At 59.4% G+C, this 18,320-nt stretch carries 20 protein-coding genes; 8 read left to right on the top strand and 12 right to left on the bottom strand.

The genetic code is table 11. The features are described 5' to 3' along the window. Nucleotides 1–123: 123 nt before the first annotated feature. From phoA to ATY79_RS21040, 6 genes are all read left to right on the top strand, one after another. Nucleotides 124–1,581, top strand: a complete 1,458-nt coding sequence (gene phoA / locus ATY79_RS21065; protein ID WP_088704941.1) for an alkaline phosphatase — start codon at nt 124–126, stop codon at nt 1,579–1,581. A gap of 256 nt (nt 1,582–1,837) precedes the next feature. Next, complete coding sequence (rpsD, locus tag ATY79_RS21060) at nt 1,838–2,455, top strand: 30S ribosomal protein S4 (protein WP_088694258.1); 618 nt, start codon at nt 1,838–1,840, stop codon at nt 2,453–2,455. A 171-nt stretch (nt 2,456–2,626) separates the two neighbouring features. Then, complete coding sequence (locus ATY79_RS21055) at nt 2,627–3,556, top strand: glutaminase (protein ID WP_088694257.1); 930 nt, start codon at nt 2,627–2,629, stop codon at nt 3,554–3,556. A gap of 59 nt (nt 3,557–3,615) precedes the next feature. Further along, nucleotides 3,616–4,500, top strand: a complete 885-nt coding sequence (ttcA, locus tag ATY79_RS21050; protein WP_088704791.1) for a tRNA 2-thiocytidine(32) synthetase TtcA — start codon at nt 3,616–3,618, stop codon at nt 4,498–4,500. 29 nt (nt 4,501–4,529) lie between these two features. Then, nucleotides 4,530–5,354, top strand: coding sequence for an inositol monophosphatase family protein (locus tag ATY79_RS21045; protein WP_088694255.1), 825 nt, complete (start codon nt 4,530–4,532; stop codon nt 5,352–5,354). Between the two features lie 164 nt (nt 5,355–5,518). Beyond that, nucleotides 5,519–6,115, top strand: a complete 597-nt coding sequence (locus ATY79_RS21040) for a LysE family translocator (protein ID WP_088704790.1) — start codon at nt 5,519–5,521, stop codon at nt 6,113–6,115. Between the two features lie 74 nt (nt 6,116–6,189). Here the strand turns inward: ATY79_RS21040 and ATY79_RS21035 are convergent, their stop codons facing one another. The 3 genes from ATY79_RS21035 to grxD form a co-directional block, all read right to left on the bottom strand. Beyond that, entirely contained in the window at nt 6,190–7,470 is a 1,281-nt protein-coding gene (locus ATY79_RS21035; RefSeq protein WP_088704789.1) for a multidrug effflux MFS transporter, read from the bottom strand. Nucleotides 7,471–7,505: 35 nt separating this feature from the next. Further along, a complete protein-coding gene (locus ATY79_RS21030) occupies nt 7,506–8,711 on the bottom strand; it encodes a multidrug effflux MFS transporter (RefSeq protein ID WP_088694252.1) in 1,206 nt (401 codons plus the stop codon). 144 nt (nt 8,712–8,855) lie between these two features. Beyond that, nucleotides 8,856–9,191 (bottom strand): Grx4 family monothiol glutaredoxin, encoded by a 336-nt coding sequence (gene grxD, locus ATY79_RS21025; protein ID WP_007532908.1) that lies wholly within the window; start codon nt 9,189–9,191, stop codon nt 8,856–8,858. A 284-nt stretch (nt 9,192–9,475) separates the two neighbouring features. Here grxD and ATY79_RS21020 point away from each other — a divergent pair, with 284 nt between their 5' ends. After that, complete coding sequence (locus ATY79_RS21020) at nt 9,476–10,627, top strand: hypothetical protein (protein ID WP_088694251.1); 1,152 nt, start codon at nt 9,476–9,478, stop codon at nt 10,625–10,627. Nucleotides 10,628–10,647: 20 nt separating this feature from the next. On the opposite strand, the gene ATY79_RS21015 is transcribed toward ATY79_RS21020, so the two are convergent. The 4 genes from ATY79_RS21015 to ATY79_RS21000 form a co-directional block, all read right to left on the bottom strand. Continuing rightward, complete coding sequence (locus ATY79_RS21015) at nt 10,648–10,881, bottom strand: BolA family transcriptional regulator (RefSeq protein WP_088694250.1); 234 nt, start codon at nt 10,879–10,881, stop codon at nt 10,648–10,650. Nucleotides 10,882–10,900: 19 nt separating this feature from the next. Next, the gene (gene purL / locus ATY79_RS21010; RefSeq protein ID WP_088694249.1) at nt 10,901–13,135 is read right to left on the bottom strand and encodes a phosphoribosylformylglycinamidine synthase subunit PurL; all 2,235 of its coding nucleotides are present in this window, start codon (nt 13,133–13,135) and stop codon (nt 10,901–10,903) included. A gap of 124 nt (nt 13,136–13,259) precedes the next feature. Further along, complete coding sequence (locus ATY79_RS21005; protein WP_088694248.1) at nt 13,260–13,835, bottom strand: acyloxyacyl hydrolase; 576 nt, start codon at nt 13,833–13,835, stop codon at nt 13,260–13,262. A gap of 117 nt (nt 13,836–13,952) precedes the next feature. After that, nucleotides 13,953–15,374, bottom strand: a complete 1,422-nt coding sequence (locus ATY79_RS21000; RefSeq protein WP_088694247.1) for a PLP-dependent aminotransferase family protein — start codon at nt 15,372–15,374, stop codon at nt 13,953–13,955. Nucleotides 15,375–15,453: 79 nt separating this feature from the next. Between ATY79_RS21000 and ATY79_RS20995 the strand changes: the two genes are divergently transcribed. Beyond that, nucleotides 15,454–15,720, top strand: a complete 267-nt coding sequence (locus ATY79_RS20995) for a DUF1127 domain-containing protein (RefSeq protein ID WP_088694246.1) — start codon at nt 15,454–15,456, stop codon at nt 15,718–15,720. On the opposite strand, the gene ATY79_RS20990 is transcribed toward ATY79_RS20995, so the two are convergent. Genes ATY79_RS20990 through purC form a run of 5 tightly spaced genes read right to left on the bottom strand, consistent with a single transcriptional unit; the run spans nt 15,721 to nt 18,154 of the window. Continuing rightward, nucleotides 15,721–16,119 (bottom strand): hypothetical protein, encoded by a 399-nt coding sequence (locus ATY79_RS20990; RefSeq protein WP_088694245.1) that lies wholly within the window; start codon nt 16,117–16,119, stop codon nt 15,721–15,723. It lies immediately after the preceding gene. 47 nt (nt 16,120–16,166) lie between these two features. Beyond that, a complete protein-coding gene (purQ, locus tag ATY79_RS20985) occupies nt 16,167–16,838 on the bottom strand; it encodes a phosphoribosylformylglycinamidine synthase subunit PurQ (RefSeq protein ID WP_088694244.1) in 672 nt (223 codons plus the stop codon). Between the two features lie 8 nt (nt 16,839–16,846). Then, entirely contained in the window at nt 16,847–17,092 is a 246-nt protein-coding gene (locus ATY79_RS20980) for a hypothetical protein (RefSeq protein ID WP_028744592.1), read from the bottom strand. Between the two features lie 21 nt (nt 17,093–17,113). After that, nucleotides 17,114–17,356 carry a phosphoribosylformylglycinamidine synthase subunit PurS gene (gene purS, locus ATY79_RS20975; protein ID WP_007789552.1) on the bottom strand — a complete coding sequence of 81 codons (243 nt, stop codon included), beginning with the start codon at nt 17,354–17,356 and terminating at the stop codon, nt 17,114–17,116. Nucleotides 17,357–17,389: 33 nt separating this feature from the next. After that, nucleotides 17,390–18,154: a phosphoribosylaminoimidazolesuccinocarboxamide synthase gene (purC, locus tag ATY79_RS20970; protein ID WP_007532892.1), complete on the bottom strand. Its 765-nt coding sequence runs from the start codon at nt 18,152–18,154 to the stop codon at nt 17,390–17,392. Between the last annotated feature and the right edge of the window lie 166 nt (nt 18,155–18,320).

The raw sequence follows: 18,320 nt of genomic DNA, 5'->3' as shown, positions 1-18,320 counted from the left end.
CTCTATACTCGACCTCTAATATCACACGAAGAAGTTGCTTTTGTCACATGGGCTTCATTCAGGTGGTGGATAAGGCGCGCGACCCGTGTGGTCGATGCGGATTATCAGAAGGAGATCTCGGTCATGAGAAACAACGTTCGTCACCAGCTGTTGCGCCTTGTCGCCGGCGGCCTGCTTGCAACCGTTGCCATTCAACCCGGCTATGCCGATGATGCGGCGAACAAACTTCTGGAGCGCGCGGCGAGTGCCGATCTGAGCGCTCCTGGTGGCGCACGCCGCCTCTCCGGCGATATCACCGAGGCTTACCGCGCTGCGCTCATCGATACTCGCCCGAAGAATGTCATCCTCCTAATCGGCGACGGCATGGGCGACTCCGAAATCACCATCGCGCGCAACTATGCGGTTGGTGCGGGCCAGTATTTCAAGGGTATCGATGCGCTGCCGGTCACCGGCCAGTACACGCACTATTCGCTCGACAAGAAGACCGGCAAGCCGACCTACGTGACCGACTCCGCTGCCTCGGGCACCGCCTGGGCGACCGGCGTGAAGTCCTATAACGGCGCGATCGGCGTCGACATTCATGAGAAGGCCCACGAAACACTGCTTGAGAAGGCAAAGGCTGCCGGCATCGGCACGGGCAACGTCTCGACCGCCGAACTCCAGGACGCAACGCCTGCCGTCCAGGCCGCACACGTGACCCAGCGTAAGTGCTACGACCCGGCTTCCACGACCGAGAAGTGCCCGACGAATGCGCTTGAAAACGGCGGTAAGGGATCGATCAGCGAGCAGCTGCTGAATGCACGTGCTGACGTGACACTTGGCGGTGGCGCCAAGAGCTTTGGCGAGACCGCCAAGGCCGGCGAGTGGAAAGACAAGACGCTTCGCCAGCAGGCCGAGGAGCGCGGCTACAAGATCGTTTCGAACCTCGATGAGCTTCGGGCCATCAAGCAGGCAAACGACAGCGCGCCAGTGCTCGGTCTGTTTGCCGAGGGCAACATGCCGGTTCGCTGGGAAGGCCCGAAGGCCAGCCACTACGGCAATATCGAGAAGGAGCCGGTCGTCTGCCAGCCGAACGAGAAGCGCACGGCCGCAACCCCGACGCTGGCCCAGATGACGGCGAAGGCGATCGAACTGCTTCGGACGAATGAGAAGGGCTTCTTCCTGCAGGTCGAGGGCGCGTCGATCGACAAGCAGGACCATGCCGCCAACCCGTGCGGTCAGATCGGTGAGACGGTTGATCTCGACGAAGCCGTTCAGGAAGCGCTGAAATTTGCGCGGGAAGCTGGCGACACGCTCGTTATCGTCACCGCTGACCATGCCCATGCAAGTCAGATCATCGAGGCTGATACCAAGGCTCCCGGCCTGACGGAAGCGCTGATGACGAAGGATGGGGCTGTTATGGCCGTGAGCTACGGTAACTCCGAAGACGAGAATGACCAGGGCCACACGGGCTCGCAGCTGCGCATCGCGGCCTACGGGCCGCGTGCAGCAAATGTTGCCGGTCTGACGGACCAGACGGATCTGTTCTATACGATCCGTGACGCGCTCGGCCTGAAGACCGAGACGGCGAGCGCCAAGTAAGCTGCAACGGCTACGCCACCAGGGGCATTGATGGGCAAGGACGTGGAATTGTGATTGACATTCCAGCGACTTCGCCCTAAAGACCGCGCCAGCACCGGGCAGAGATGTCCGGTGTTTCATTTGACATGTCCCGTGGATTTGTCCTGTTCGCGTAATGGGATGATCCTGTCGGATCCTCGAGAGAAGATCAAAGGAGGGCGTGTTTCCTTCACGCGGTTTGGTAACAAGCCGTTCTAACTTTCTGAAAGGAAATACGATGAGCAAGCGCGAATCGTCCAAGTACAAGATTGACCGCCGTATGGGCGAAAACATCTGGGGCCGTCCGAAGTCCCCGGTGAACCGCCGCGAATACGGCCCGGGCCAGCATGGTCAGCGCCGCAAGGGCAAGCTCTCTGACTTCGGTGTGCAGCTGCGCGCCAAGCAGAAGCTGAAGGGTTACTACGGTGACCTGCGCGAAAAGCAGTTCCGTGCAATCTTCGCTGAAGCCGCGCGCCGCAAGGGTGACACCTCCGAAAACCTGATCGGTCTTCTGGAGTCCCGTCTGGACGCGATCGTTTATCGCGCCAAGTTCGTTCCGACCGTTTTCGCTGCCCGCCAGTTCGTGAACCACGGCCACGTGACCGTGAACGGCGTCCGCGTCAACATCGGTTCCTACCGTTGCAAGGCTGGCGACGTCATCGAAGTTCGTCAGAAGTCGAAGCAGCTCGTTTCCGTTCTGGAATCGGTTAGCCTGGCTGAACGTGACGTCCCGGACTACATCGAAGTCGACCATAACAAGATGGTTGCTACCTTCGCACGCGTTCCGGCGCTCGGCGACGTACCGTATCCGGTCGTCATGGAGCCGCATCTGGTGGTCGAATTCTATTCGCGTTAACGCATAGCCCCGACAATCGAATTTCGATTGTCGGAAAGGCTTATGCGTCTCTCTAAGGGACTACTGCGTCCTTTACGCGTCTTCGACGCGCGGCGCAGTAGGACGCGAGGCGTTTTCGCATACGGAAAAGCCGCCTCTTGGGGCGGCTTTTTTGTTATCTGGGGAGATAGGATGGTGGACTTGCAGGCAGTTCTCGACAGCATCCACAAGGAGCTGGCGCCCCGTATCGGCGAGGGCAAGGTTGCGGACTATATTCCGGAACTCGCCAAGGTCGACCCGAACCAGTTCGGTTTGAGCGTCGTGACCGTAGACGGCAAGGTCTACAACGTCGGCCATGCCGACGTGCCGTTCTCCATCCAGAGCATCTCGAAGGTTTTCATGCTGACGCTTGCGCTCGGCAAGATCGGCGAGGGCTTGTGGAAGCGCGTCGGCCGTGAACCATCCGGCTCTTCGTTCAACTCGATCGTCCAGCTCGAGCATGAGCAGGGTATTCCGCGCAATCCCTTCATCAATGCTGGCGCAATCGCGGTGACAGATGTCGTCATGGCCGGCCATGCGCCGCGCGAGGCGATCGGCGAGTTGCTGCGCTTCGTGCGCTATCTCGCGGATGACGAGTCGGTCACCATCGATGATCGCGTTGCAAAGTCCGAGACGCAGACGGGCTACCGCAACTTTGCGCTCGCCAATTTCATGCGCTCCTATCGCAACCTAGATCACCCCGTCGATCACGTGCTTGGCGTCTATTTCCACCAATGCGCCTTGTCGATGACCTGCGAGCAGCTTGCGAAGGCCGGGCTGTTTCTCGCGGCGCGCGGCAGTAATCCGATGACCGGTCACTCGGTAGTGTCGCCGAAGCGGGCACGGCGTATCAATGCGTTAATGCTGACCTGCGGCCACTATGACGGCTCGGGCGACTTCGCCTATCACGTAGGCCTTCCCGGCAAGAGCGGTGTCGGTGGCGGCATCTTTGCCGTGGCGCCCGGCATCGCCTCCATCGCCGTCTGGTCGCCGGGGCTCAACAAGGTCGGCAACTCGCAACTCGGCGCCGTCGCACTCGAAATGCTGGCGGCTCGCACCGGCTGGTCGGTTTTCGGCGATTGATGCTGTGTTGTCGTGACGCTTTCTGCTAAGGCGGAGGCAGACTCTGATTGGACGAGAGAATGAACATCGCAGCCAACATTGCCGATGAGCTGGAAACGCCGACCGCGGACGGCGCGATCGCGCACGCGCTCTTTGCAGAGGCTCCGAACTCGGTGTCGTTCAACAAGCTGCGCAAGCGGCTGCTGCGCAACGTCAGGCAGGCATTCGACGATTTTGCGATGCTGAAGGGCCAGAAGCGGTGGCTGATCGGTCTCTCTGGCGGCAAGGACTCTTACGGGTTGCTCGCCCTTCTGCTCGACCTGCAGTGGCGTGGTCTTCTGCCGGTGGAATTGATCGCCTGCAATCTCGACCAGGGGCAACCGAACTTCCCCAAGCATATCCTGCCTGACTACCTGACCAAGATCGGCGTCAAGCACCGCATCGAGTATCGCGATACCTATTCGATCGTGAAGGAGAAGGTTCCGGACGGAGCGACCTATTGCTCGCTCTGTTCGCGCCTGCGCCGCGGCAACCTCTACCGGATTGCCAAGGAGGAAGGCTGCGACGCATTGGTGCTCGGCCATCATCGCGAGGATATCCTCGAGACCTTCTTCATGAACTTCTTCCACGGTGGGCGGCTCGCGTCGATGCCTGCCAAGCTGCTCAATGACGAGGGCAACCTGATGGTTTTGCGGCCACTCGCCTACTGCGCCGAAGACGACATGGCGAAGTTTGCGGCTGCCATGCAATTCCCAATTATTCCGTGCGATCTCTGCGGCTCTCAGGATGGGCTGCAGCGCAATGCGATGAAGGACATGCTCGCAGATATCGAGCGGCGCATGCCAGGCCGCAAGGACACGATGCTCAGGGCGCTCGCGCATGTGAACCCGTCGCATCTTCTTGATCCCAAGCTTTTCGATTTCGCTGGCCTGATGGCCGGAGAGACCGCACCGAAGAGTGAATAATCGGCACTCACGCCAAAGAAGGAAAGTCCATGAGTTCCACGATAGATGTAGCGACGCTTGCCGATCTCCTGAGGCGGGCGGCGAAGGCAGAGATATTGCCGCGTTTCCGTCGGCTTGGGAGCGATGACGTGCGCGCCAAGAGCGAGGCAACCGATCTGGTCACGGAGGCCGACCTTCAGGCGGAGCGGATGATCAAGGCGGAAGCCGCCGCGCTTTGGCCAGATGCCGTGTTCATCGGCGAGGAGTCGGTCGCTGCCGATCCAGCGCTACTTGCCAAGCTCGAAGGAGCGGATCTTGCGATTGTCGTGGACCCCGTCGACGGGACCTTCAATTTCGCATCGGGCATTCCAGCCTTCGGCGTCATGGCATCCGTGGTATCCAAGGGCGAAACCGTTGCCGGTATCATCTACGACCCGATGGGCGACGATTGGGTGATCGGAGAGAAGGGCAGCGGCGCGTGGCTTCGACGTCCTGATGGGGAGGCACAACGGCTCTCCGTTGCAGTACCTGTCGCACTGGAAGAGATGGTCGGCATGGCATCGACCGGCTTCCTTCCGAAGCCCCAGCGCCGTGAGATCCTGGCCAACCTGGCCAAGGTCCGGTTTCTTGCCAACTACCGCTGCGCGGCCCACGAATACCGCGCCTTTGCCGGCGGTCATGTGCACTATCTCATGTATAACAAGCTCATGCCCTGGGATCATCTTGCAGGCACGCTTCTGAGTATCGAGGCCGGCGGTCATGCGACCCGCTTTGACGGCTCACCTTATCTGCCGCACCACACGACCGGTGGTCTGCTGATCGCGCCTGACAAGGAGAGTTGGGACATTCTGCGGCGTGAAGTCCTCACGATCTAACACGAAGTCGGTGCGCCTCACGCGGATCGCTGGCGAGGACGTGGCGTTTTAGGGGACGCAGATTTGCGTTCCAACGCGACTCCGACGTTTGCACAGACGTACAATACGATCAGGCACGCCGGCTGTAGAGCTTCTCCCGTCTTTAGAAATCCCGGGAGGGAATGATGGATACCGCTCAGGCGCTGGCTTTCCTGCTGTTTGCGTTTATCGCGGCGGTTACACCGGGACCCAGCAACGCGATGATCCTGTCCACCGGTGCGGCTGTCGGTGCCTTGAGAGGCATCGGCTGTCCGCTCGGCGCGTCGCTGGGCATGGGCGTGATGATCGTTCTAAGCGCCTTCGGCCTTGGAGAAATTGTCGCCGCAGCGCCAGCTGTTGTGACAGCGATGAAGATGGCCGGATCTCTGTTTTTGCTGTGGCTGGCCTGGAAGATTGCCAGTGCCGGCACGTTCGAATCGAACGGCCAGACGCGGGCGGTGGGATTTCGGCAGGCTTTTCTATTCCAGTGGTTGAACCCAAAAGGTTGGCTGGTCGCCCTTAGTGCCGGCGGCACCTATCTCGTGTCGCCGGAGTACGCTCAAACCAGCGGTGCGCTATGGATGGGGACGCTGTTTGCTGCCGCGGCATTTCCAGCCGGGCTGCTGTGGCTTGTCTTGGGTGCACTCGTAGCCCAGATTCTCCGGACGCAACGCTCGGCGAGGTTCTTCAATATCGCCATGGCGTCGGCGCTGGCTCTATCGGTTGTTCTGGTGTGGCGGTAGCTGTTTGAAAGCTTCGCCCGCAACGATCTGATGCGAGCGATATGGAACGCCATGCGTGCAGTTTTGTCAGACGGTTAGAAGTGCCCGGCACCGGCGTCGAGCTGCGGACTGTCGCCCGGATGCGTGAAGAGCTTGCCGCCTTCCGCCCAGAGCGTTGCCGCGATGCTGATCGCACCGAACACGGCAAAACCACCAAAGAGCGGCTGGACAGTGCCGTTGAAGAGCTGGCCAACGGAGCCGCCAAGGATCGCGCCGAAGGTCGTCGACACGAAGCCGGTGATGGCGGTCGCTGTGCCGGCGAGATTGCCCATCGGTTCCAGGCTGATTGCCGTAAAGTTCGTGGCAATGACCGCAAACATCATCAGTAGGATCGTGAATAGCGCATAGGCGAAGGCGAAATCGGGGCGGCCGCCGAGTGCCTTGACGTAGCCGATTGCCGAGACGATCGTGAACAGGATCATCGCGACGTGCGAGATGCGGCGCATGCCGAATTTACGCACGAAGAAGCCGTTGGCGAAATTTGCCACCGCGATTCCGCCCGCCGTCGCGGCAAAGGCGATCGGCAGCCAGTCGCCGAGGCCGTAGACTTCGCCGAAGACCTGCTGGACCGAGATGACATAGGCACTGATGACGCCCGTGAACATCGTGAGCCCAATCATGTAGCCGCAGGTGACTTTATTCGTCAGAACGGTCCTGAAGCCGTCGACGACCGAGCCCACCGATAGCGGGATCCGTTCTTCTCTCGGAAGCGATTCCTTGAGGCGCACCAGTGCCCAGATAAACAGGATGGCGCCGACGACGCCGAGCAGGATGAAGATCCAGTGCCAGTTGGCGTAAGTGATGATCAACTGACCGACAGACGGTGCCACGATCGGAACGATCATGAAGACGATCATCACGTAGGACATGACACGCGCCATCTCGCGGCCGCCGAAGCAGTCGCGAACGATCGCCATGGTGGTGATGCGAACGGCTGCGCCGCCAAGGCCTTGGACGAAGCGCATGACCAGCAGCATCTCGAAGCTGCCGGTGGCGGCCGCGGCGAACATGGCGAGCACATAAACCGCCAGGCCGCCAAGCAGGATATTCCGGCGGCCGAACGTATCTGAGAGGCTGCCGAAGATGATCTGCGATACGCCGAAGCCGAGGAAGAAGACGCCGATCACGAGCTGCGCGTCGTTGGCGTTTGTGACGCCGAACGAATGGCCGATCGCGGGCAGGGAAGGCAACATGCTATCGATCGCCATGGCGATGCTGGCGGTCATGATAGCGATGGTGATGACAAATTCGACGAAGCCCATGCCTATTCGGCTGGAGCCCTGATTTTCGACGTGTTGTTTATGTGGCGGCGTCATACTGGAAATCCTGAAATACGAGGCGGGCGACTCGATCAGACCGCGGGGTTATGCGGTTGGAAGAGGCGTCCTTTCTCTGCGATCAAAACGAAGATCAGACCGATGATCGAGACGGTGAAATAGCCTGCGACCATTGGTAATGCGGTGCCGTTGAAGGCCTGACCGATGCCGGCGCCGATCAGCGCGCCGCCCACCGTGCTCATGAATCCGAGGACGGAGGAAGCCGTTCCCGCAACATGGCCTAGCGGTTCCATGGCAAGCGAATTGAAGTTCGAGCCGATCCAACCGAACTGGAACATCGCCAGACCGAAGAAGCCGATGAAAAGCGGGAAGGGCATCGGCTGTGGTCCCAGGACGAGGGCGACCAGCCAGATGGTGTTGACCGTGATGAAGCCCGCCAAGGCACCATGCGACAGCCGCCGCATGCCGAACTTGCCGACAAGCCGCGAGTTGAGGAATGACGACAGCGACATGAAGACGGCAACACCCGCGAAAGCGAAGGGGAAGTAGACCCCCAGACCGTAGATGCCGACATAGATCTGCTGCGCGGAATTGATGAAGCCGAACAGCGAGCCGAAGATGAAGGTGCTGGCAATCGTATAGCAGAGCGCGATCCGGTTGGTGAGGACCAGCTTGAAGCCGCCGATGATGGAGCGAGCGGTAAATGGGCGAACGTTGGACGGATGCAGAGTTTCGGGAAGGCGAAGATAGGCCCATGCCGAAATGAGAGCAGCCATAAGCGCGATGAATACGAAGATCAGGTGCCAGCTGCCGAAGAACATGATGATCTGGCCACTGCCCGGCGCGATAACAGGGACGATCATGAAGACCATCATGATCAGCGACATGACTTCTGCCATCTGGCGACCGCCGTAGATGTCGCGAACGATGGAGATTGTGATAACACGCGTTGCCGCCGAACCAATGCCCTGAATGAAACGAAGCAGGAGAAGGCCCTCAAAGGATGGCACCAGTGCGATCCCGAGCGCGGAACAGATATAGATGGCGAGGCCGATCAGCAGCGGCAGCCGGCGCCCGAAGCGGTCGGAGAGAGGGCCGTAGAAGAGCTGCGCCGCGCCGAAACCAAGCAGATAGGCAGAGACCACAAACTGACGATGGTTCTCACTTTCCACACCAAGGCTGGCGCCGATCTGCTGAAGCGCCGGGAGCATGATGTCGATCGCAAGCGAATTGACTGCCATCAGGAAGGCAGCGAGCGCAATGAATTCCCCTTTGCCCATGGGCAATCGGCCCGCGTGCACGGCTTGTGATGAATCTGTCACAATGAAATTCCCATAAACGGGCCAAGGCGCTGTTCAGCACAGCGCCTCGGACTCAAAATGCAAGATTTGGAAACCGGGCGGGATGCCCGGTGACCGAACAGGTCAGGCGGCGCCGCGAACGGTCACGCCGTGTTCCTGCAGGTGCTGCTGCAACTCACCGGCCTGGAACATTTCCCGGACGATGTCGCAACCGCCGATGAACTCGCCCTTCACGTAGAGCTGCGGGATCGTCGGCCAGTTGGAGTAATCCTTGATGCCCTGGCGGATTTCGGAGTCAGCGAGCACGTTGATGCCCTTGTAGTCGACGCCGATGTAATCGAGAATCTGCACGACCTGACCGGAGAATCCACACTGCGGAAACTGCGGCGTGCCCTTCATGAAGAGGACGACGTCGTTGCTCTTGATTTCGTTGTCGATGAATTCGTTGATACCGCTCATAGGGACCTAATCCTTTCCACAGGCGAGTTAAAGGCCCGCCGTTTCAATCGTTAAGCTTAGATAGCATGTGATTGACGGAATTCCAGCAGGCTCAGGCAAAAAAAGAGCGCCCTACCGGTTTGCTGAGTGCGGATTGTTGCGCTTGCGTTACTTCAACGCCTGAACCGCTGCTTCAGCAGGTTGGCCATGACCGTTTGCCGTGTCGATGCTCCGGATTTCGCCACAATTCTCGCCGATTGCGGCGCTGCAATTATCTGCCGCGCCCGCGGCCACGAAAGAAAATAATGACATTGATTTCGAAAAGGGTCGTTCTCCATTTTCCGGGGTTCGAGCCACTTGACGGGCTTGCTCACAGAGCGCGCTACGAACGTTCAGCAAAGCAAAGTGCAGCGGTCTGGGATTACTCGGTGCTGACGAGTGAATCAGAATACGGAGCGGATTCAACGCGCTTCGAAGTGAAGGCGACTGCGGATGGCTGGGAAACCAACAGCCAGATTCATGTGTTCGACCACAATGCGCTGGTCGAGAAGCTGAGAGTTGGCGGCCGTGCGACACAGATCGTCAGAGGCTTTGAGAGTGCCTTTCGGGTGGTCGCCTATGGTGGAATGGCCGGCTATTTCCGGCATGCTTGGCGGTTCGGGTTGTTCTTCATCTTTCCGTTTCTGATGATGGTTCTCGGCTTCGCGCTCAGTGCAACGATCGCCGTCATACCGATCGGAATGGAGTTGCCCGCACTTCATCTCCTGTGGAGCGTGGCCCTAGCGTTGTGTTTCTTCGTCTTTGCGTTTCTGCCCTTCGCCGAGCGTTTCTACACACTGCATCTCTTCGCGGACTGGCGTATGGCGATTGCTCTTGCCCGTATGAGCGACTCGGAGTTCAACCAGTGGCTCGATCGCTGTGCCGCAGCCGCACGGGCAGCGTTGTCAGACGCCGCGGACGAGTATGTGATCTCATCGCACAGCATGGGCTCCAGCGTAGCGGCTCATGTCATCGGCATGGTGCTTGAGCGCGATCCTAACATCCTGTCTGGCAAGAGGGTGATCTTTGCGACCCTCGGTTCGGCGATCCTGCAATGTGCTTTGCTGCGTCCCGCGGAATTGCTGCGATCACGGGTGGGCCTGATTGCGCGATGCGCGAGTGTCAGCTGGCTCGATGTCCAGTGTCTGACCGATGCCATCCACTTCTACAAAGTGCCGGTGGTAGCCGTTTGCGGACAGCGCGATGCCCGCCCTGCGAAAATGATCTTCATTCGCGTGAAGCAGATGCTGACCGTTGAACATTATAGGAAGATCAAGAAGGATTTTCTGCGCGTGCATCGGCAGTACGTCCTGGGGCCGGATTTGCAAGCATCCTTCGACTTCACGCTGCTAACCGCCGGTCCGCGCTCCGGCATGGTCTTTGCCGAAGGCGGCTATAGCAAAATGCCCGGCTTGTAACCGGGCATTTGCGTTCGACATTACTCAGGTGCCGAGGTCTGCAGCGCCAGGGCATGCAATATGCCGCCCATGTTCCCCTTGAGGGCCTCGTAGACCATCTGATGCTGCTGCACGCGGCTCTTGCCGCGAAAGGCTTCCGCTACCACCTCCGCCGCATAATGATCGCCGTCGCCAGCGAGATCGCGGATGGTCACCTTGGCGCCGGGGATGCCGGCCTTGATCATGTCTTCGATATCACCGGGGTTCATAGGCATGATCGTTACTCCTTGCGTATTATTCCGTGGCAGCCAGTGTGCCATGGCCTTCCATGTAATTAGGGAACCATGATTCATGGGCGTCGCGCAATTGCTGAATTGGCAGCGACATCAGATCGTCAATTACAAGCCTTTCACCTTCGACCGTGCCGAGACGGCGGAAGGGGACGCCTGCACCTTCGGCGTTAGCACAGACGAAATTGGCAACATCCGCTGGCACCGTCAGCACGTAACGGGCCTGATCTTCGCCGAACAGCAACGCGTGTGGAGCGCCCCGGCATTCGCTGAGGCCGATCTTCAGGCCCTTGCCTGAGGCCATTGCCATCTCGGCGAGAGCGAGGACGAGGCCGCCGGAAGAGATATCGTGGCAGCTCGTTGCCTGGCCGTTGCGAATAACCGAGCGCACGAAGTCGCCGTTGCGGCGCTCCGCAAAGAGGTCGACCTCGGGAGCAGGGCCCTCGGTGCTGCCGATGACATCGCGCAGGTAGGCCGACGAGCCGAGATGGCTGCCGTCTCTGCCGATCATGATCACCTTATCGCCATTCGATGCGCTGCCGATGCGTGCCATCCTCTTCCAGTCGGGCAGAAGGCCGACGCCGGCAATCGTCGGCGTCGGCAGGATCGCAACGCCATTGGTTTCATTGTAGAGTGAGACGTTGCCCGACACGATAGGGAAGTCAAGGACACGGCAGGCTTCGCCGATACCCTTCACGGCCAGGACGAACTGGCCCATGATCTCCGGCTTTTCAGGATTGCCGAAGTTGAGGTTGTCAGTCGCCGCCAGCGGCTCTGCACCGGTTGCCGTGATGTTGCGCCAGCATTCTGCGACCGCCTGCTTGCCGCCCTCGAACGGATCGGCCTCGACATAGCGAGGCGTCACGTCGGACGAAAAAGCGAGAGCCTTGGCCGGGTGGTTCTCGACGCGAACGACGCCCGCATCACCGCCGGGAAGCTGGAGCGAGTTGCCCTGGATCAGGGTGTCGTACTGTTCGTAGACCCACCGGCGGCTGGATTGATTGGGAGAACCGACGAGATCCAAGAGCGCCTGACCATAGTCTGCCGGAGCGGAGACGAGGTTCGCAGGCAGCGGCGCGCGCTTGTCCGACTCGCGCCACGGACGATCATATTCCGGCGCCTGGTCGCCGAGATCCTTGATCGGCAGGTTGGCGACTTCTTCTCCCTGATGGACAACGCGGAAGCGCAGGTCGTCGGTGGTCTTGCCGACGATTGCAAAATCGAGGCCCCACTTAACGAAGATCGCCTTTGCCACGGCTTCCTTTTCAGGCTCCAGAACCATGAGCATACGCTCCTGGCTTTCGGACAGCATCATTTCGTAGGCGGTCATCTGCTCTTCGCGTACCGGCACGGTATCGAGGTCGAGCAGAATGCCGAGATCGCCCTTGGCGCCCATTTCGACGGCCGAGCAGGTGAGGCCCGCAGCGCCCATATCCTGGATCGCGATGACCGCACCGGTCTGCATCAGCTCGAGGCAGGCTTCCAGCAGGCACTTTTCGGTGAAGGGGTCGCCGACCTGTACAGTCGGGCGCTTCTCTTCGATCGATTCATCGAATTCCGCAGAGGCCATGGTCGCACCACCGACGCCGTCGCGGCCGGTCTTCGCGCCGAGATAGACGACCGGCAAGCCGACGCCCTTGGCTTCCGAAAGGAAGATCGCATTCGACTTCGCCAGTCCAGCCGCGAAGGCGTTGACCAAGATATTGCCGTTGTAGCGCGCGTCGAATTCGACTTCGCCACCGACCGTCGGTACGCCGAAGGAGTTTCCGTAGCCGCCGACGCCCGAGACAACACCGGACACGAGGTGACGGGTCTTCGGATGATCCGGCTCGCCAAAACGCAGCGCGTTCATCGCTGCGATCGGGCGGGCGCCCATGGTGAAGACGTCACGCAGAATGCCGCCTACGCCGGTAGCCGCGCCCTGATACGGCTCGATGTAGGAAGGGTGATTGTGGCTCTCCATCTTGAAGACGACGCAGTCGCCGTCGTCGATATCGACGACACCGGCATTTTCGCCGGGCCCCTGGATGACGCGCGGGCCTTTGGTCGGCAACGTGCGCAACCACTTCTTGGAGGATTTGTAGGAGCAGTGCTCGTTCCACATGGCCGAGAAGATGCCGAGCTCCGTGAAGGTCGGTTCGCGGCCGATCAGGTCCAATATCCGCTGATACTCGTCTGGCTTCAGGCCATGGGCGGCGATGAGTTCGGGGGTGATCGGGCGGGTATTGGAAATGGTCATGAGCTCTCGGAAGTCCCTGCCGTTGCGCGATTGCGGTGTCTTTAGCCTAAGTGAATGAAACGCGCGACAGGAAAATGCCCGCTGTTAACAGACAGCAGACATTGAAATGCACCTGATCGAAAGGTCAGAACTTGTAACCAACCTGGATGCCGGCACGGGTCATGCCGTTGTTCGGCCCGTCGCAGAGATTGGCGTTGGACGAATGGGCGACTTGCGCGACCACGTTCCAGTGCTGATCGAACCGATAACCGGCGCCTAGATACTCGTGGAAGAGGAACCGACAGCCGAGGTTCGGGCCATCGGTATTGCCTTCGAGTTCCCCATCGTGCCAGACGCCACCAAAACCGGCTTCGGCAAAAAACTTCTCATTGAAGTTCGCCGTCCAGGAGAGACCCGCAAAGACTTGAGTGGCTTCCCCGGACGTGCCGATGGAGGTGCCGAGGTTGATGCGAGGGCGCGCAAGCTGTTGCTTCCAGCCGGTGGCAGCATCCTGGCCGAACGGATCAAAGAACACCGTTACCTCGGGAAAGATGCCGTCCTCGCGCTCGACGCCACCTTGTACCGAAGCGGACCCGCCGAAACGCAGTTCGTCAAAGATTTGTTGGCCAGCATGAGCCGGAGTGACCGAGATATTGGTAGCGATCGCCGCCAGGAGCGCTATTGAAGAACGCGGTACAATTGTCCGAAATTCGATCGCCATCCAGATTACCTCGTCCGACTCACGCCAGATTCGCTATCCGAATTTCGTAGCATCGATCAGGGTTAGGTAAAGTAGCTTCTGCTTGCTGTCGCTGCTTTATGGCTGATCGCCGCAGTTTTAGATCTCGCCGTCATAGCCCGCGCCGCCGCTTTCTAGCAGGCGTCGCAATGTCATAAGTCCCGCAACCAAATCTTCGCGGTTGCGGGGGGAGGAGAAGCCTATCCGCACACGATGATAGACCTTCTCGGCGCGCGCTGCCTTGAACTCATCCTCGTCATCAATCAGCACGCCGTCTCTGTAGGCGGCGTTCTTGAACGTTCCGGAGAGCCAGGGATCAGGCAGCTTGAGCCACAGGAAGGGCACATGCGGATGCGATACGAAGTCGTATCCTTGCAACTGTTCCCGAGCGAGCCGCTCGCGGAAAGCCAGTTCCGCGGTGCTTGCCTTGCGGATCTCGTGTGCCTGGCCGCTTTCAACGAGACGCGCGCAAGCCTCAGCCAGAATGAATGGCAGCCCGCCGGTGATCATCTTGTGCGTCACCTTGACTCGCTGCGCAAAATGCGGCGGGCAGGCGACCCAGCCGCCGCGCACTCCGGCAGCTACCGATTTCGAAAGACCGCTAATCAGGAAAGTGCGATCCGGGGCAAGCGATGCAAGCAGCGGGTTCTCGTCGCCGGTCATACCGCCATAGAGATCGTCTTCAATCAACCAGACCCCGTGACGGCGTGCAATTTCGGCAATTCGCGAGCGACGTTCGTGGGGCATGGTTGCCAGCGTCGGATTGTGCGCGGTTGGCATCAGGAACGCGAGCTTGGGATGCTGCTGAAGGCAGAGGCGCTCAAAGTCATCGGGAACCACACCATTCTCGTCGGACTCGACTGTGATGGTGCGCCGACCAAGAATGCGAGCGCTGCGGCTAACTTGCGTGTAGCTCAGGTCTTCGAATACGATCTTGTCACCAGGCGATGACACGGCCGAGATGACGGCGACAGCTGCTGCATGCGCCCCGAGGGTAGGGACGATGTTTTCCGTCTCTGGCATCCAATCGTTCCTGGCGAGCCAAAGCCGACCTGCTTCGTACCAATTCTTTGGAAAGACGCGGGAATAGGATGAGATCTCGGAAAGCTGTTCCTCACCGATCGCGGCGAGCACGCTGCCAATGATCTTACCTTGGCCGAGATCCGGCGCGGCCGTGGTGTCGAAGCGTATCTTGCCGGCTGGCGCATCGATCGCGCGCGTGCCCCCGAGCGCGATGGTCAGTGGATCCGGCTGATTGCCGGGGGCGGCGGTCCCGGCGCGATCGAGCACATAGGTCCCACGGCCGACCTCTCCCGCCACCAAGCCACGCTCGTGCACGAGTGCATATGCCCGGCCAATTGTCCCGATTGTCACGCCAATATCGTAGGCGAGGTTTCGCTGCGGCGGCAATTTGCTGCCAGCAGGCAATGTGCCGCTGGCAATGGCGGTTTCAATGCTGTCGGCAATCCGAAGGTAGACCGGACCGGAACCACGCGTAACGTCTGGGAGCCAAGTTGTCATGATGACAATTCTCTATATTGTCACCCATTGCTCGTCAAGTTTATCTGAGTGACAGATACAATTCTGCTCGGAGAATGACATGTCTGCCGTTCAAGAGAACGAGCCCCTGGTTGCACCTTTGTCTTCTCAGGTGCAATCGATGCAATACCGTGTTTCGCAACGCGCGGGCCATGCACCGCACACTTGGATCGTGTGGCAGTCCGTATGGAGACGGCTATCGTCGTGGCATCAAAAGCGGGAGAGCCGCAAGGCGCTGCTGGATCTGACGGATGACGAACTGTTGGACATCGGCGTTACGCGCGCGGATGCACGCAAGGAAGCCAGCAAGTCGTTCTTTTGGGATTGATCAGCCGCAAGCCTTGCCGCCAGAGGCCCAGCGGGTAACATCCTTGACGATCCGCGGTCCCGTGGCGCCTTCCATCATCGGACCAAAGGCATCAAGCTTGGATGGGTTGCCTTCCGCCTGAACGACAAGCAATGGGCGGCTTTCGGGGCTTCCCTTGTGCACGACGAGAATGCGAGGACGACCGGAGAAGGAGTTCAGCTCCGGCGCCAGCCTGTAGGCGGCAAAGGCCGCGTCGCCCGATTTGAACCAGCAGGCGTTCGCCCCAAGAGCAACGCGTTCCATGGTGGAAAGCGCGCTCCGATCAGGACCCTTCGCCGGCGTGTTCGATTGGCAGGACGCGACCAGCGCCGCCGTTGCGGCAATCGCGAAAATACGTGTCGTCGAAAGGCGAGGGCGCATCAACTTGCTCCAATGGACCGGATGGATGGCCTCTTACGTGCCGAAAGTTAAGCAGCAATTACCTCGAGGGCGGAAGCGAACAGACCACGGCCGTCGGAACCGCCGTGCGCTGCTTCGATGAGGTTTTCTGGATGCGGCATCATGCCGAGGACGTTGCCCTTGTCGTTCATGACGCCGGCAATATCGTTGATCGAGCCGTTCGGGTTGGTGCCCTCCGCATAACGGAAAACGACCTGGCCGTTGCCTTCGATCTTCGCCAGGGTCTCGGCGTCAGCGAAGTAGTTGCCGTCGTGATGGGCGACTGGGCTACGAATGATCTGACCCTTGGAATAAGCGCGGGTGAAATCGGTGTCGGCATTGACGACTTCGAGCTTGACCTCGCGGCAGACGAACTTAAGGGAGGCATTGCGCATCAACGCACCAGGTAGCAGACCTGCCTCAACAAGGATCTGGAAGCCGTTGCAAACACCGAGAACCTTGACGCCCTTGCTCGCCTTTTCGATGATCGCCTGCATAACCGGCATGCGCGCGGCGATGGCACCGCATCGGAGGTAGTCGCCGTAGGAAAAGCCGCCAGGGATAACGATGAGGTCGACGTCCGGAATATCCGTTTCCGTTTGCCAGATTGTCACCGGTGCGCGACCGGAGATTTTCGTCAGTGCAGCGATCATGTCGCGATCGCGATTGAGACCCGGAAGTTGAACGACGGCTGATTTCATGAGTGCGACTAAAACCTTGTTTGTGCTTCTGCAAGTTCTCTGAGTACGAGACGCTTTTCAATACGCTCCAGCCGACCTTCGTGCCGGCCAAGGACACCATAAATACTGTGTATTTCCTGCTGCATCGACGTCATCGTGTCGCGCATGCAATGCATTTCGCTCCTGATATCGTCAAGAGAGGCATCCAATGTGTCGATGTGCTCGTGCATTTTCGTCAACAACTCAAGCATGAGCTCTTGCGTCAATTCAGCCATCGAGTGCGCTCCACGACAAGATTAGTCGACGGAAATATTATAGTTCTCGATCACCGTATTTGCGAGGAGTTTCTCGCACATTGCCTTAAGGTCGCTCTCCGCTTTAGCCTTGTCGGCCCCTTCGAGTTCGACATCGAAAACCTTGCCCTGACGGACATGGCCGACACCATCGAATCCGAGCGCGCCGAGGGCGCCCTCGATGGCTTTGCCCTGCGGATCGAGAACGCCGTTCTTCAGCGTGACGGTTACACGAGCCTTGATCACTTTATCTTCCCTGTCTTGCTTGGCCTGAAAGTCTTACTTCACGAGTACCGGACCGGTGCCGCGCACGGGTTCGTTCTCGTTGATGATGCCGAGGCGGCGTGCAACTTCCGAATAGGCTTCCAGAAGTCCACCCATGTCGCGGCGGAAGCGGTCCTTGTCCATCTTCTCGCGGGTATCGATATCCCACAGACGGCAGGAGTCCGGCGAAATCTCATCGGCCAGGATGATGCGCATCATGTCGCCTTCATACAGGCGACCGCATTCGATCTTGAAATCGACAAGCTGAATGCCGACGCCGAGGAAAAGGCCGGTCATGAAGTCGTTGACGCGAATGGCGAGCGCCATGATGTCATCGAGCTCGGCGGGGTTTGCCCAGCCGAATGCCGTGATGTGCTCTTCCGAGACCATCGGATCGTCGAGCGCGTCGGACTTGTAATAGAACTCGATGATGGAGCGCGGCAGGACCACGCCTTCCTCGATGCCGAGGCGCTTGGACAGCGAGCCGGCGGCAACGTTGCGTACAACGATCTCGAGTGGGATCATTTCCACTTCGCGGATCAACTGCTCGCGCATGTTGAGGCGGCGAATAAAATGTGTCGGAATGCCGATCTTGTTCAGATGGCTGAAGATATATTCCGAAATGCGGTTGTTCAGAACGCCCTTGCCATCGATGACTTCGTGCTTTTTCTTGTTGAAGGCGGTGGCATCGTCTTTGAAGAACTGGATCAGCGTGCCCGGTTCCGGGCCCTCATACAGAATCTTTGCCTTGCCCTCGTAAATACGGCGGCGACGGTTCATTGCAATTGTTCTCTATCGTTGGCGCTCTTGGGATAGCGCGAGTGGATCGATCTCGTGGCGTCCCCTTAAAGGAAAAGCGAGGGTTTCACAATCCGCCTGTCACTCCTTCCCCGGAATCCGGGACTGCCGGAGTGCCGCTAAGAGAATCGAAGACTTTCTGTAAAGC

This window comes from Rhizobium sp. R693 (genome assembly GCF_002211315.1).
In the GTDB taxonomy this organism is placed as follows: domain Bacteria; phylum Pseudomonadota; class Alphaproteobacteria; order Rhizobiales; family Rhizobiaceae; genus Rhizobium.
Note: the sequence above shows the minus strand (reverse complement) of the source record. Positions and strands in the feature narration are given on the sequence as shown.